The sequence below is a fragment of the Amycolatopsis sp. NPDC049868 genome, assembly GCF_044461365.1.
Lineage (GTDB): Bacteria > Actinomycetota > Actinomycetes > Mycobacteriales > Pseudonocardiaceae > Amycolatopsis.
Genome location: NZ_JBITKV010000021.1, coordinates 1 through 13,393, shown reverse-complemented (window position 1 = coordinate 13,393; position 13,393 = coordinate 1). Strand labels below are relative to the sequence as shown.

At 69.5% G+C, this 13,393-nt stretch carries 11 protein-coding genes; 6 read left to right on the top strand and 5 right to left on the bottom strand.

Features of this window, described 5'->3' with window-relative positions; all coding sequences use genetic code 11:
• Positions 1-21 precede the first annotated feature (21 nt).
• Complete coding sequence (locus ACIBTM_RS43745) at positions 22-1,200, bottom strand: MFS transporter (protein ID WP_395883025.1); 1,179 nt, start codon at positions 1,198-1,200, stop codon at positions 22-24.
• 75 nt (positions 1,201-1,275) lie between these two features.
• Here ACIBTM_RS43745 and ACIBTM_RS43740 point away from each other — a divergent pair, with 75 nt between their 5' ends.
• The gene (locus tag ACIBTM_RS43740) at positions 1,276-1,818 is read left to right on the top strand and encodes an ArsR/SmtB family transcription factor (protein WP_395883024.1); all 543 of its coding nucleotides are present in this window, start codon (positions 1,276-1,278) and stop codon (positions 1,816-1,818) included.
• 4 nt (positions 1,819-1,822) lie between these two features.
• On the opposite strand, the gene ACIBTM_RS43735 is transcribed toward ACIBTM_RS43740, so the two are convergent.
• Positions 1,823-3,172 carry a PLP-dependent aminotransferase family protein gene (locus ACIBTM_RS43735; RefSeq protein WP_395883023.1) on the bottom strand — a complete coding sequence of 450 codons (1,350 nt, stop codon included), beginning with the start codon at positions 3,170-3,172 and terminating at the stop codon, positions 1,823-1,825.
• Between the two features lie 47 nt (positions 3,173-3,219).
• Between ACIBTM_RS43735 and ACIBTM_RS43730 the strand changes: the two genes are divergently transcribed.
• Positions 3,220-4,224 (top strand): aldo/keto reductase, encoded by a 1,005-nt coding sequence (locus tag ACIBTM_RS43730; protein WP_395883022.1) that lies wholly within the window; start codon positions 3,220-3,222, stop codon positions 4,222-4,224.
• A 49-nt stretch (positions 4,225-4,273) separates the two neighbouring features.
• Here ACIBTM_RS43730 and ACIBTM_RS43725 read toward each other — a convergent pair whose 3' ends face one another.
• Positions 4,274-5,431, bottom strand: coding sequence for an epoxide hydrolase family protein (locus ACIBTM_RS43725; protein WP_395883021.1), 1,158 nt, complete (start codon positions 5,429-5,431; stop codon positions 4,274-4,276).
• 61 nt (positions 5,432-5,492) lie between these two features.
• Here ACIBTM_RS43725 and ACIBTM_RS43720 point away from each other — a divergent pair, with 61 nt between their 5' ends.
• On the top strand, positions 5,493-6,452 hold the full coding sequence (locus ACIBTM_RS43720; protein WP_395883020.1) for a helix-turn-helix transcriptional regulator: 960 nt from the start codon (positions 5,493-5,495) through the stop codon (positions 6,450-6,452).
• Between the two features lie 17 nt (positions 6,453-6,469).
• Here the strand turns inward: ACIBTM_RS43720 and ACIBTM_RS43715 are convergent, their stop codons facing one another.
• Entirely contained in the window at positions 6,470-8,131 is a 1,662-nt protein-coding gene (locus ACIBTM_RS43715) for a sulfatase (RefSeq protein ID WP_395883019.1), read from the bottom strand.
• A 62-nt stretch (positions 8,132-8,193) separates the two neighbouring features.
• Positions 8,194-9,333 carry a PucR family transcriptional regulator gene (locus ACIBTM_RS43710; RefSeq protein WP_395883018.1) on the bottom strand — a complete coding sequence of 380 codons (1,140 nt, stop codon included), beginning with the start codon at positions 9,331-9,333 and terminating at the stop codon, positions 8,194-8,196.
• Positions 9,334-9,477: 144 nt separating this feature from the next.
• Here ACIBTM_RS43710 and ACIBTM_RS43705 point away from each other — a divergent pair, with 144 nt between their 5' ends.
• From ACIBTM_RS43705 to htpG, 3 genes are read left to right on the top strand one after another with little or no spacing between them, the layout of a single operon-like run.
• Complete coding sequence (locus tag ACIBTM_RS43705; protein ID WP_395883017.1) at positions 9,478-10,713, top strand: YncE family protein; 1,236 nt, start codon at positions 9,478-9,480, stop codon at positions 10,711-10,713.
• 10 nt (positions 10,714-10,723) lie between these two features.
• Entirely contained in the window at positions 10,724-11,251 is a 528-nt protein-coding gene (locus tag ACIBTM_RS43700; RefSeq protein WP_395883016.1) for a GNAT family N-acetyltransferase, read from the top strand.
• Positions 11,252-11,282: 31 nt separating this feature from the next.
• Positions 11,283-13,148, top strand: coding sequence for a molecular chaperone HtpG (gene htpG, locus ACIBTM_RS43695; protein WP_395883015.1), 1,866 nt, complete (start codon positions 11,283-11,285; stop codon positions 13,146-13,148).
• Positions 13,149-13,393: the final 245 nt, after the last annotated feature.

Here is a 13,393-nt window from a genome sequence, read left to right as displayed (position 1 = left end):
CAGGCGCAAGGAAGGGGGCCTTCATGTACTTGGGGTGAGCAGCGCCAGCGCCAGGATCACCGCCGCCGCGCCGGCGAACACCGGCCGCAGCCCGAAGACCTCCGCGAGCAGCCCGGCCGCCGCCGCGCCCAGCGGTTTGGTGCCCCACGCGACGAGCCGGTGGCCGCTGGTGGCCCGGCCCAGCAGGTGGTCCGGGATGATCCGCTGCCGCAGCGAAACGACGATCACGTTCCACACCACGACCCCGGCTCCGCCGAGGAAGAACACCGCCCCGATCACGTACGGATTCGTGGTCACCGCTGGGATCCCGGCGAACGCGGCGCCGGTGAGCAGGCTGAGCACCAGCGCGCGGGAGCGGCCGAGCGCGAGTTCGATCCGCTCGGCCGCGAACGATCCCGCGAGTCCGCCGAGGGCGATGACGGCGAGCAGGAATCCGTAGGCCTGCTCGGACAGTCCCATCGCCGACGACGGGCCGACCGCGTACAGCACGAAGAGCGTGATCACGGCACTCGTGGCGAGGTTGAAACCGCCGACCATGATCGCCAGGATCCGGAGAAGTCGGTTCTCCCAAAGGAAACGCAGGCCTTCGACGAGATCTTCGCGCACGCTCGTGTCCCGCGTCCGTTCGGCGCGGAACGAACCGGGGACGAAGAAGAGCGCGACGAGCGCGATGATCCAGAGCGCCGAGGGGGCCGCGAACGCGGCGAAAGCACCCGCGGCGACGAGGAAACCGCCCAGTGGCGGCCCGGCGAATTCGTTGGCGGTGAGTTCGGCGGCGTAGAGGCGGCTGTTGGCCCGCGTGAGCCGCTCCCGGCCGACGATCTGCGGGAGGATCGCCTGCGCGGCCGTGTCGTGGACCGTTTCGGCGATCCCGAGCCCCAGCGCGACTACGTAGAGCAGCCAGATCGACCCGGATCCCAGCGCGATCGCCACCGCGAGCGCGGCGAGGAGTGCCGCGCGGACCAGGTTGGCGGCGAGCATCGCGCGGCGGCGGTCGACGCGGTCGGCGAGCACCCCGGCGTGCAGGGCGAACACCAGCCACGGCAAGGACGACACGGCCGCCAGCCCCGCGACCAGCGACGGCGACCGGGTGAACTGGACGGCCACCAGGCCGAGCGCGACCTTGACGATCCCGTCGGCCAGATTCGACAGCCCCGACGAACTCCACAGCCGCCAGTAGGCGGTCCCCAGTGACTTCATCGATCGAGGATCACACATCGATTGAGAAAACTCCATCGATGTCTCTCTTCTCCATCAGTCGGCTACGCTGCGGTCATGGACGAGCAAGTCGCCGCGAGGGTCGCGGACAGGCGGCGCGAAGCGACCGCGCGTGAGGCCAAGGCGCTCGGTCATCCCTTGCGGCTGCGCATCCTCCGGCTCTGCGGCGAGCGGGAGCTGACCAACAAGGAACTCGCCGACCGGCTCGGCAAGGATCCCGGCACGGTGCTCTATCACGTGCGGCAGCTCGTCGAGGCCGGTCTGCTGGAGCAGGCCCCGGTGCGCACCGGGGCCAGCGGGGCGCTCGAAAAGCCCTATCGCAACGCCGGCAAGACCTGGTGGCTGGACGGGCCGCTCAACGGCGAGGACGAAGACACCAGGTTCGGCCCGATCGAAGCCTTCCAGGACGAACTCCGCGAGGCAGGGCCCGGGTCGGTCCGGGTGGTCGAGCGGTTCGCGCTGCATCTCTCGCCGGAAGAGGTCACCGAACTCGACAACCGCATCCTCGACATCCTCGACGAGTATGTGGCGACCGACGGGCAGCGGCTCGACCGGCCGCTGCTGAACGGGATCTTCCTGGTGCACCGCATGGCCGAGTGACTCTTCACCGCGCGATGGCTTCCCGTAACAGGCGGGCGGCGGTGCCCACGGAACCGTCGGCGAGGTTGCCGTAGCCGAGCACGAGGCCGGGAGCGCCGGGTGCCACGCGGTAGTCGTCGAGATCGGCCACGCGCAGTCCCTTGGCCGCCGCCCGTTTCACCACCGCGGCGGCGGATCCGCCGGGCAGCTCCAGTACCAGGTGCAGACCGGCGGCGACGCCGGAAAGCGGCACCGGGCCGAGCGCGTCGACCAGGGCGTCGCGCCGGGCGCGGTAGCGGCGCCTCGCCGCGCGCAGATGCCGGTCGTACGAGCCGCGTTCGAGGAAGGTCGCGAACGCCAGCTGGTCCAGTGCGGGCGGAGTGGGCGAGGGTTCGACCCGATCCGTCCACTGTGGAGGGACCGTGTACCAGCCGAGGCCGAGCGCGGGACTGAGTGTCTTGCTGACCGATCCGAGCAGCGCGACCCTCACCGGATCCATCCCCTGCACCGTCCCGACCGGACGCCGGTCGTAGCGGAACTCGGCGTCGTAATCGTCCTCGATGATCAGGCCGTCGGCCTCGCGTGCCCAGGCCAGCAGCCCGGCGCGGCGAGCGGGGGAGAGGACGGTGCCGGTGGGGAACTGGTGCGCCGGGGTCACGAGGACGGCGCGGACGCCGGGAGGGATCTCGTCGACGCGGAGCCCGTCTTCGTCGACCGGGACGCTGACGACTTCGAGTCCCACGCGCGTCGCGACGCGGCGCAGGGTGTGCCAGCCGGGGTCCTCGGCCGCGACGCGCGTGATCCCGGCCGCGAGCAGCGCGCGGCACAGGCGGCCGAACGCGTCGGTGACGCCGGACGCGATCCGCACGTCGTCGACGACCGCGCCCCGGCAGCGGCGGAGATGGTCGGCGAGCACGGCGCGGAGACGCGGATGCCCGCCGGGAACGGGATAGCCGAACTCGGCGTGGGGCGAGTTCGCGAGCACCTCCCGGACCGCTTCGGCCCAGCGCGTCCGGGGAAAGTGGCGCAGGTCGGGCAGGCCGGGCGCGAGGTCGATCTCCGGCGGCGCCACCTTGCGCGCGGCGGGTTTCGCGGGCTCGGCACCCGACGCCGACCAGCGCACGAAGGTGGCCGAGCCGGTGCGCGCGGCGAGATAGCCCTCCGCGATCAGTTGCTCGTACGCCTGCGTGATCACCCAGCGGGAGCAGCCCAGATCCGCGGCGAGGGTGCGGCTGGGTGGCAGCGCGGCGCCGGAGCCGAGCGTGCCTTCGCGGATCACGGTGCGCAGAGCCCTGGTGAGCCGCTCGTGCCTGGGGCCCGGCCCGGAGAGGTCGAGAAGCACGTCCCAAGCCAGATTGGTCTGGGATTCGGTCATGTGAACGGACTGTAGTACCGGACCGATCCACGCATAAGGTCCAGACCATGGAAAAGGTGGAACTCGGCCGGACCGGCCGGAAGGTCAGCCAGGTCTCGCTCGGGTGCATGACGATGGGCACCGCCACCGACGAGCGGACCTCGGCACGGATCCTGGACGCGTACCTCGACGACGGCGGCGACTTCCTCGACACCGCGAACTGTTACTCGTGGTGGGTGCCCGGCGCGTCGGGCGGGGAGAGCGAGGAACTGCTCGGGAAGCTGCTGAAAGGCAGGCGGGACAAGGTCTTCCTCGCGACGAAGGTGTCGGCCGCGGTCGCCGACGCCGACAGCGCGCGCAAGGGGTACCACGACGACGGCACCGCGGACTGGGACTACATCGGACGGCAGTTCGAGGGCGCGGGCGGCGACGTGATCCGGCGCGGCGTCGACGAAAGCCTGCGGCGGCTCGGCACCGACCACATCGACCTGTACTACATCCACGTCGACGACCGGGCGACCCCGCTGGAGGAGACGCTGGCCGCGCTCGACGAGATCGTCCGCGCGGGGAAGGTCCGGCAGATCGGCTGGAGCAACGTCCGCACCTGGCGGCTGGAACGGATCCGCGCGCTCGCGGAGCGGCACGGCTGGGCTTCGCCGGTGGCCGTCCAGTTGCAGCACTCGTATCTGCGGCCGGTGGCGGATTCGGCGTCGCTGGCCACCGGGGACATGCTCGACTTCCTGCGGGACAACGAAGACATCGCGCTCGCCGCGTATTCGTCGATCCTGCGCGGGATCTACGACGACTCCGCGCGACGGCTCGCGCATCCCGTCTGGCAGACCTACGCCGGCGCGGACGGCGAGGCGCGGATGGCCGCCGTCGAGGCCGTGGCGCGGGAGGTGGGGGCGACCGGGAACCAGGTCGTGCTGGCGTGGCTGCTGCGCCAGACGTCGCCGCGGGTGCTGCCGCTGATCGGGCCGAGGACCTGGGAACACTACGAGGCCATCCGGCCGGCCTTCACGCTGGAGTTGAGCGCGGAGGCCTTGGCGGTGCTGGACGGCGCGGGTAGCTGAAGGGAGCTTTCACCGCGTGTCATGCGGTGAAAGCTCCCTTCAGCCCCCGTCAGGACAGCCCGCGGAAGAACGCGCGGATGTCGCCCACCAGCAGGTCCGGCGCGTCCTGCGTCGCCCAGTGGCTGCCGCGGTCGAATTCCTGCCACGAAACGATATTCGCGTGATCCCGTTCGGCGAACCGCCGCAGCGGCCGGAAGTCGTAGGCGAAACTGGCCAGCCCGGTCGGCGCGGTCGTCGGCTCGGCCGGGTGCTCGCTGTGCTTGTCCTCGTAGTAGAACCGCGCCGCCGAAGCCGCGGTGTTGGTGAGCCAGTACAGCGTGGCGTTGGTGAGCACGTGGTCGTCGCTCGTGCCCGACAGCAGTTGCGCGCTCCAGGCCAGCTGCCCGGTCGGCGAGTCGGCCAGCGCGTGCGCGAGATTCTGCGGCGCGCTCTCCTGGAGCTTCGCGTAGCCGGACATGTCGTCGTTGAAGGCCTGGAGGAACTGCAGGTACTCCAGTTCCTTCTCGGTCATGCCCTCGAACTCCGCCGGATCGCCGCTGGGGAACGAGAACAGCTGCGTGACGTGCACACCGAGCACGTGCTCGGCGTCGACGCGGCCGACCTCGGGGGCGACGAACGAACCGGCGTCGTTCCCGTGGGTGCCGTAGCGCTCGTAGCCGAGGCGGCGCATCAGCTCGGCCCAGGCCTGAGCCGTGCGGTACCGGTTCCAGCCCTTCTCTCGCGTCGGGCCGGAGAAGCCGAACCCGGGCAGCGACGGGATGACCACGTGGAACGCGTCCGCGGGATCGCCCCCGTGCGAACGCGGATCGGTCAGCTGGTCGATCAGGTCGAGGTACTCGAAGACCGAGTTCGGCCAACCGTGGGTGAGGATCAGCGGCTTCGCGTCCGGCTCCGGCGAGCGGACGTGCAGGAAGTGGATGTTCTGCCCGTCGATCTCCGTGGTGAACTGCGGGTACTCGTTGAGCTTCGCCTCCCACTTCCGCCAGTCGTAGCCCTCGCGCCAGTACGCGACCAGCCGTCGCACGTACTCCAGCGGCACGCCGTACTCCCAGCCCGGCGTGACCGGTCCGCGCTGCACCCCGTCGGTCACCTGGTCGGCGGGCAGTTCGTTCGCCCAGCGGACCCGGGCCAGGCGGTCGGCGAGGTCGTCCAGCTCGGCCTGCGGGACCTCGACGCGGAAGGGCTTGATCTCCGTGTTTTCGCTCATGAGACCAAGGTAGAGTGCCATTAGGAACATCCCGTTCCTAATGGAGGAGCAGCCTGAAGAAATGTTGGAAACTTCGGCACGACTACTCCGTTTGCTCTCCCTGCTGCAGACTCCCCGTGACTGGACCGGCACCGAACTGGCGGAACGCCTCGAAGTCAGTGCCCGCACGATCCGTAACGACGTCGAGCGCCTGCGCGCGCTCGGCTATCCGGTGAACGCGACCCGCGGTTCCGTCGGCGGCTACCGGCTCGGCGCGGGTGCCGACCTGCCGCCGTTGCTGCTGGACGACGACGAGGCCGTCGCGGTCGCGATCGGCCTGCGCACCGCGGCCGGCGGCACCATCGCCGGCGTCGAGGAGACGTCGTTGCGCGCGCTCGCCAAGCTGGAGCAGGTGTTGCCGTCCCGGTTGCGCCGCCGCGTGAACGCCTTGCAGGCGTACACGATCCCGGTGCCGAGGGACGAGCCCGGCCCGCGCGTCGCCGCCGAAACGCTCACCGTGCTGACGGCGTGCTGCCGGGATCGCGAGGTGCTGCGCTTCGGCTACCGGACCCACGACGGTTCGGAAAGCGTCCGCAAGGTCGAGCCGTATCGCCTGGTGAACTGGGGGCGCCGCTGGTATCTGGTCGCTTGGGACCTCGACCGCGGCGACTGGCGCACCTTCCGGGTCGACAGGCTGACCCCGCGGATCCCGACCGGCCCGCGGTTCACCGCGCGCGAGCTGCCCGAAGACGTCACGGACCGCGTGCGGCGCGGGGTGTCCTCCGCCGCTTGGCGATACCGGGCCGACGTCACCGTGCACGCGTCCGCCGAAGAGGTGACCGCGCGGATCAACCCGGCCGTCGGGACGGTGGAGGCCGTCGACGCGAACACCTGCGTCCTGCACACCGGCGCGGACAGCATCGAGACGATGGCCGTCCACTTGGGACTGCTCAACGTCCCTTTCCGGGTGACCGAACCCCCGCAGTTAGTCGACTACTTGCGCGAGCTGGCCGACCGATATCGCGACGCCACCCGCATTTAGTCCTCCGAATGCGGGTTTCAGCGCGCGAAGGTGGTAAGGAACCGGTCCCGGAACGTGTCCATTCGCCACACCGGCGCGTTCCGGTCCGGGTGCAGGCCGTCTTGCCAATTCCAGCCCGCGACCTTGTCGAGCACGGCCTTGTCCCGCGTGACCACGGTGATCGGGACGTCGTGATCCGCGCCCGCACCGGCGACGATCGGGTTCGGCTGGTGGTCGCCGAGGAACACGAGCACGAGGTCGTCGTCGCCGTAGGTCTCCACGTACGAGATGAGCGAGTTCAGCGAATACGCGATCGAGTCGCCGTACGCGCCGCGCACCTTGGCGGGGTCGGTGAAGACCTCCTCGGGCGTCTGCCCTTGCGAGGGCATGGGGTTGTAGATCGATCCGTCGCCGACGGCGGCCCAGTCGACCATGCGGGGGAGCGGTGTCCACGGCCAGTGACTGGTGACGAGGTCGATCTCCGCCATCATCGGCGGGCGGTCCGGTCTCCCGCGTTCGGCGCGCTGGAACGCCGAAAGCGTGAACTGGTCCGGCATCGTGGCGTAGGAGAACGGCGGGCCGTGATAGCCGATGCTTCGTGAGTCGTAGTAGCGGTCGTAGCCGTAGACCTTGCCCTCCGGCCAGTCTTCGGTGTGCGCCGGGACGACACCGACGGTCTCCCAGCCCGCGCGTTTGAACGCGCCACCGAGGGTGAACCGGTCGGTCTTCACGAAGTCGTCGTAGCGGTGCTGGCTGTCGACCCACACCCCGGATTGGAACGTGGAGTGCGCCAGCCAGCTGCCCGCGCTCGTCGTCGGCGAGGTCAGGAACGCGCTGCGCGAGCCGTAGCCGGCGTTCTTCAGCCGCGCGGTCCCGGCGTCGAGGACCGCGCCGACCTTGGGCGCGATATCCGAGTCCTGGACGGCCACCCGGCCGTAGCTCTCGATGAAGGTGAACAGGACGTCCTTGCCGCGCAACGCGTTCAGCAGTCCGGAAGACGGCGTGTCACGGAAGGCGTCGACGGCGACTTCCTCGGCGAAGGCCTGCCTGTCCCGGATACCGGCCCGAACCTGGCGGAGATCGTCGTAGGCGAAGGCCACCGCGCTGCGCGAAGCGAGGGGCTGTCCCGGAGCGAGCTGCGCGCCGGAGACCGCGCACACCATCCAGACCACGCTGAGCACGGCCGTCACCCGGGTCGACGCCGTGCGCCGTCCGGCCACCACCCGGCTCAACCGCAGCACGGCCAGCGCCATCAGCACGATCACCACCACGGCCAGCAGCGTCAGCCCGGCGAACGACGCGATCGCGCCGGTCCGGCCGATCGACGTGCCGAGCAGGTCGACGCCGTTGCCGAGCACACCCCAGTCGAAAACCGGGTTGAACCGCCGGTTCAGCGCGAGCCCGAAGCCGATGTCGATGGCCTTGAACACGGTCAGGAGCCCGAGGACCGCGCCGGCCGACACCGCGACGATCCGCCGGGCCCCGTCGCGCAGCATGAGCACCACCGCCACCCCGAGCAACGCCTCCACCGGCAACCGCACGAACGCCTCGGGGGTCAGCGCGTCGAGATCGTTCGGCGCGAGCAGCGCGAACAGCACGAGAACGGCGGACAGGGTGGTCACCGCGCTGGACGCGATCTCGCGGGCGGCCGTCCGGTCGCCGGGCAGGCCCACGAGTGCGGGGCGCGTGAAAACCGACAAGGCGGGATCCTTCCGGGGTGGACAGCCTTCACCGGGTCACACGGACGGACGGCTCCGGCGGTTCAGTCCGACCGCCAGGTGCGCAGCGCCCACCACCAGCCGACGGTGTGCCGCACATGTGTACCGCCGTCGTCTTCCGGCGGATCGAGCGACGCCCCGGTGATCTCGCCGAGCCGGGCGAGCCGGTACCGCACGGTGTTCGCGTGGACGTGCAGCGCCGCGGCCGTCTGGTCGAGCCGCCGCCCGTGGTCGAGGTAGGCCAGCGCGGTCGAGACGAGTTGCTCGTGGAAAGGGTCGCCCGGCGTCAGCGCGCTCAACAGGGTGTCGCCGAGCAGCGCGGCGAGGCCCGGCTGGGCGGCGAGCGCGGTCTCGACGGCCAGATCGGCCACCGCGTGCAGACCGCGGGACCGCGCGGCCGTCGGCAGCGCCATCACGCACAGCGCGTGCATCCCGCGGACCTCAGCGAGCGGGACGGCGGGGGAGACCACCATGAGGACGTCGTCCCCGAGCGCCGACGCGGCGGGAAGCCGCGGCGCCAGCCCCGTCAGCCGCCCGTCGACCAGGCCGAAGACGCCACCTGTCGCGCCGAGCCGTCGTTCGACGACCCGCGCCTGGTACGGGTCGCCGACGTCGGAGAGCAGGCAGTGGTAGCGCCCGCCCGGGTTCAGCCCGGCGTTCGCGACCTCCTCGGCCGAGGGCGCCGTCGTGTCGCCGCCCAGCAACCGCCGCAGCACCCGGGCGCGGCTGTCGTGCACCGTCCGGGAGAGTTCGAGTTCGGCATCGTGATACCCGGCGATGACCTGCCGTTCGAGCGCGCGCGTGTTCCGGTCGAAGTCGACCAGCGCCGCCAGCATGACGTCGTCCGGCACCCCGGCCGCCTTGCCGCGTTCGACGGCGATCTCGACCGCGCGGCTGCGGCCCGCCTGCACCCCGCGCAGCAGCGCGGCGAGCGGCACGCCCTGCGCGGCCCTGTCCGCGCCGAGGACGGCGGCCGCGGCGTAGTCCTGCTCCCCGGCTCCGCCCGGCCGGTCGAAGGAGGCGAGCCCGGCGGCGAGCACGATCGCGACGTGCCGCCGGTTCTCGCTCACCGGCAGGGTCGCGACCTCGGGCGACTCCGTGCGGGCGGCCCGGACCACTTCGTCGACGACGTCGGCGTCGGCGGCCATCTCGGCCAGCACGTCGTGGAGCGACCGGTGCGCCATCGCCACCGCCTTCCCGCGCGGATTGTGCCCGGTGCACAACGAAGCCGGCGGTCCTTGGCGACCGGCCCCTACCGAGGGTGTCCGGCCGGTTGGTTTCCTGTGAGCTACCGAAAGGTAACAGGCTCTCGCCGAAAGGTGCGCGTGATGCGGAAACGCAGGTTGCTGAACACCGTCCTCGTGACCTGCCTCGCCGCGGCGCTGGGCTCGGTACCCGCCGCCGCGGCGGAAGACGGTCTGCGGCAGGTGCTGTTCGTGGGCAACAACTGGGAGGGGACCGCGGACGTCATCGCGCCCTCCGGCGATTACGCGAAGATCGCGCGCGTCGACATGGTGCCGGACAAGGCGGAGCGGCTCACCGAGATCTATCTGAACCCGATCAAGCTCGCGTTCTTCCTCGGTATCCGCAACGGCGTCGGCGAGGGACACGACCAGCTGGTCGACGACCTCTACACGACTCCGGACGGCCGCGCGGTGGTCGCGTCCCGCCCGAGTTTCGCCGACGTCGTGTCGATCGACCTCGCCACTGGCCGCGTCAACTGGCGGTTCCCGGTGTCGGGTTTCCGGTCCGACCACATGGCCGTGTCGCCGGACGGCCGCAGCATCGCGGTGTCGGCCTCGACGTCGAACACCGTCCACGTGCTCGACATCGAGACCGGTCGGCAGCTCGGCTCGTTCAAGACCGGCGACAAACCGCACGAGAACACCTACACCGACGGCGGCCGGTACCTCTGGAACAGCTCGATCGGCGAGGTCAACACCGCGCTCGACGCGCCGTGGCAGGACTTCACCAAGGGGGACCGGCGGCTCACCGTCGTCGACGCGACCACCTTCGAGCAGGTGAAGGTGATCGACATGCGCGAGCGCTTGGACGCTTTCGGGCGTGGTGACCTCTCCGACGCCGTCCGGCCGGTGGCCTTCACCCCCGACGAGTCGAAGCTGTACTTCCAGGTGTCGTTCTTCAACGGCCTTCTCGAATACGACGTCGCCACCGACCGGATCACGCGGTCGAAGACGCTGCCCAAGAACCCGAAGACCAGCGAGGACCGCACGACGTGGGTCAACGACTCCCGTCACCACGGGCTTTCGATGAGCCCGGCGGGCGACAAGCTCTGCGTCGCCGGGACGATGGACGACTACGCGACCATCGTGGACCGCGCGACCTTGCGGGAGGCTCAGCTCGTGACGGCGGCGAAGCCGTACTGGGCGACCGTGAGCGGCGACGGAAGGCATTGCGTCATCTCGGAAAGCGGATCGGACCAGGTGACCGCGATCGACTTCGCGACCGGCGCGAAGGTGAAGTCCGTCCCGGTCGGCGACCATCCGCAGCGGATCCGGATCGGCCACGTGCCCGAGGGCTGGGCGGGGCACGCGGGCCGGTAGCTTGCCTGCCATGACTGAGCGCGGATCGGTTGCCTGGCCACCTGCCCCGATCAGAACCGACCGGCTGGTGCTCCGTGAGTCCGAGGCGCGGGACCGGGCGGCGTTCATCGAACTGTTCGCCTCGGCGGAGGTGGGCACCTATGTCGGCGGCCCTCGACCGCGTGACGAGCTCGAACGCGCGTTGCCTGAAGTGCCCGGGCGGCGCTTCGGCCTTTTCGTGATCGAGCTCGACGGGGCGATGATCGGCATGATCACGCTCGATCAGCGCGACGCGGAGCGTCCCGGCCACGTCCGCCCGGACGCCGGAGAGACGGAGCTCGGCTACATGTTCCTGCCGGAGGCGTGGGGACACGGGTATGCCGCGGAGGCGTGCGAGGCCGCACTCGGCTGGTTCGACGGCGCGCTTCCCGGCGAACCGGTGGTGCTCTGTTCCCAGGCCGGCAACGACCGTTCGATCCGCGTCGCGCGGAAGCTGGGGTTCACCGAAGTGGAGCGGTTCGAGGAGTACGGCGCGGAGCAGTGGTTCGGCGTCCGTTAGCAGGCGATCGCGCGCTGGGTAATATCGGCCCGTGACAACCTCTGCCGAAACACTCGAGTTCCAGTCGGAGGCACGTCAGCTGCTTCAGCTGATGATCCACTCGATCTACTCGAACAAGGACACCTTCCTGCGGGAACTGGTGTCCAACGCCTCCGACGCACTGGACAAACTCCGCCTTGAAGCGTTCCGCGACAAGGAACTCCAGGCGGATACCGACGATCTCCACATCGAGATCGCGACCGACCCCGAAAACCGCACCCTCACCGTGCGGGACAACGGAATCGGGATGAGCCGGGACGACGTCGTGGCGCTGATCGGCACGATCGCGAAGTCCGGCACCGCCGAATTCCTGAAGAAACTGAAGGAGACCAAGGATTCCGCGGCCTCGCAGGATCTGATCGGCCAATTCGGCATCGGCTTCTACGCCAGCTTCATGGTGGCCGACAAGGTCACGCTGCTGACCCGCCGCGCCGGATCGGACGAGGGCGTCCGCTGGGAGTCCGAGGGCGAAGGCACGTACACCATCGAGACGGTCCCGGACCTGCCGCAGGGCACGTCGGTCGTCCTGCACCTCAAGCCCGAGGACGCCGAAGACCAGCTCTTCGACTACACCTCGGCCACGAAGATCAAGCAGATCGTCAAGAAGTACTCGGACTTCATCACCTGGCCCATCCGGATGACCGAAGGCGAAGAGGTCGTCACGGTCAACTCGATGAAGGCGCTGTGGGCGCGCCCGTCGTCCGACGTCACCGAGGACGAGTACAACGAGTTCTACAAGCACGTCGCGCACGACTGGAACGACCCGCTGGAGACGATCCGGCTCCAGGCCGAGGGCACCTTCGAGTACCAGGCGCTGCTGTTCCTGCCGGGGCACGCGCCGCTCGACCTGTTCATGCGGGAGCGCAAACGCGGCGTCCAGCTGTACGTGAAGCGCGTCTTCATCATGGACGACTGCGAAGCGCTGATGCCGGAGTACCTGCGCTTCGTGAAGGGCGTCGTCGACGCGCAGGACCTTTCGCTCAACGTCTCGCGCGAGATCCTGCAGCAGGACCGGCAGATCCAGCTGATCCGCCGTCGCCTGGTCAAGAAGGTGCTGTCGACGGTCAAGACCCTGATGGCCGACGAGAACCGCTACAAGTACGACACCTTCTGGAAGGAGTTCGGCCGCGCCGTCAAGGAAGGCCTGCTGGACGACCACGAGAACCGCACCGCGATCCTCGACATCTGCTCGTTCGCCTCGACGAACGATCCGGAGAAGCTCACGTCGCTGCGTGAGTACGTCGAGCGGATGAAGGACGGCCAGGAGCACATCTACTACCTGACCGGTGAGTCGCGGCAGAGCATCGAGAACTCCCCGCATCTGGAAGCCTTCCAGGCCAAGGGGTACGAGGTGCTCGTGCTCACCGACCCGATCGACGAGATGTGGGTCGACGCCGTCGCCGGGTACGAGGAGAAGCAGTTCCAGTCGGTCGCGAAGGGCGAGGTCGAACTCGACTCCGACACCACCGACGAGCAGAAGGAAGAGTTCTCCGGGCTGCTGACCTGGCTGACGACGACGCTCGCGGACCAGGTCAAGGAGGTCCGGCTTTCGTCGCGGCTGACGACGTCGCCCGCCTGCATCGTCGGCGACACGAACGACGTCACCCCGACGCTGGAGAAGATGTACCGCGCGATGGGCCAGGAACTGCCGCAGATCAAGCGGATCCTGGAACTGAACCCGGGGCACCCGCTGGTGTCCGGGCTGCGGTCCTCGTTCACCGAGAAGGGCGAGTCCGAGGGGCTCGCGGAGACCGCGGAACTGTTGTACGGCATGGCTTTGCTCGCGGAAGGCGGCGAACTGGCCGACCCCGCGCGCTTCACGAAGCTGCTCGCCACACACCTCCAGAAGACCCTCTAACCCGAAGCCGGGCCGCTCACAAACATGTCGCGAAAGCCACTTTCGGGACATCAGACGTCGCGAAAGTGGCTTTCGCGACACGCCTCACGGCACCGCGGCCGCCTGCTCGGTGGCCAAGTACATGAAGGCCCCCTTCCTTGCGCCTAGGTAGGCGGGTTCTAGCGATCCCTGCAACACCCTGGATTTCAGGGGGTTGCGGGGATCGTGGGTTTTGAGGAGTTGAAGGCGAAGTTCTTTGTTGCTCT

What these genes read in the sequence shown, in the direction of transcription:
- ACIBTM_RS43745 (WP_395883025.1), bottom strand. Translation starts at nt 1,200, where the DNA reads ATGAAGTCACTGGGGACCGCCTACTGGCGGCTGTGGAGTTCGTCGGGG.
- ACIBTM_RS43740 (WP_395883024.1), top strand. Translation starts at nt 1,276, where the DNA reads ATGGACGAGCAAGTCGCCGCGAGGGTCGCGGACAGGCGGCGCGAAGCG.
- ACIBTM_RS43735 (WP_395883023.1), bottom strand. Translation starts at nt 3,172, where the DNA reads ATGACCGAATCCCAGACCAATCTGGCTTGGGACGTGCTTCTCGACCTC.
- ACIBTM_RS43730 (WP_395883022.1), top strand. Translation starts at nt 3,220, where the DNA reads ATGGAAAAGGTGGAACTCGGCCGGACCGGCCGGAAGGTCAGCCAGGTC.
- ACIBTM_RS43725 (WP_395883021.1), bottom strand. Translation starts at nt 5,431, where the DNA reads ATGAGCGAAAACACGGAGATCAAGCCCTTCCGCGTCGAGGTCCCGCAG.
- ACIBTM_RS43720 (WP_395883020.1), top strand. Translation starts at nt 5,493, where the DNA reads ATGTTGGAAACTTCGGCACGACTACTCCGTTTGCTCTCCCTGCTGCAG.
- ACIBTM_RS43710 (WP_395883018.1), bottom strand. Translation starts at nt 9,333, where the DNA reads ATGGCGCACCGGTCGCTCCACGACGTGCTGGCCGAGATGGCCGCCGAC.
- ACIBTM_RS43705 (WP_395883017.1), top strand. Translation starts at nt 9,478, where the DNA reads ATGCGGAAACGCAGGTTGCTGAACACCGTCCTCGTGACCTGCCTCGCC.
- ACIBTM_RS43700 (WP_395883016.1), top strand. Translation starts at nt 10,724, where the DNA reads ATGACTGAGCGCGGATCGGTTGCCTGGCCACCTGCCCCGATCAGAACC.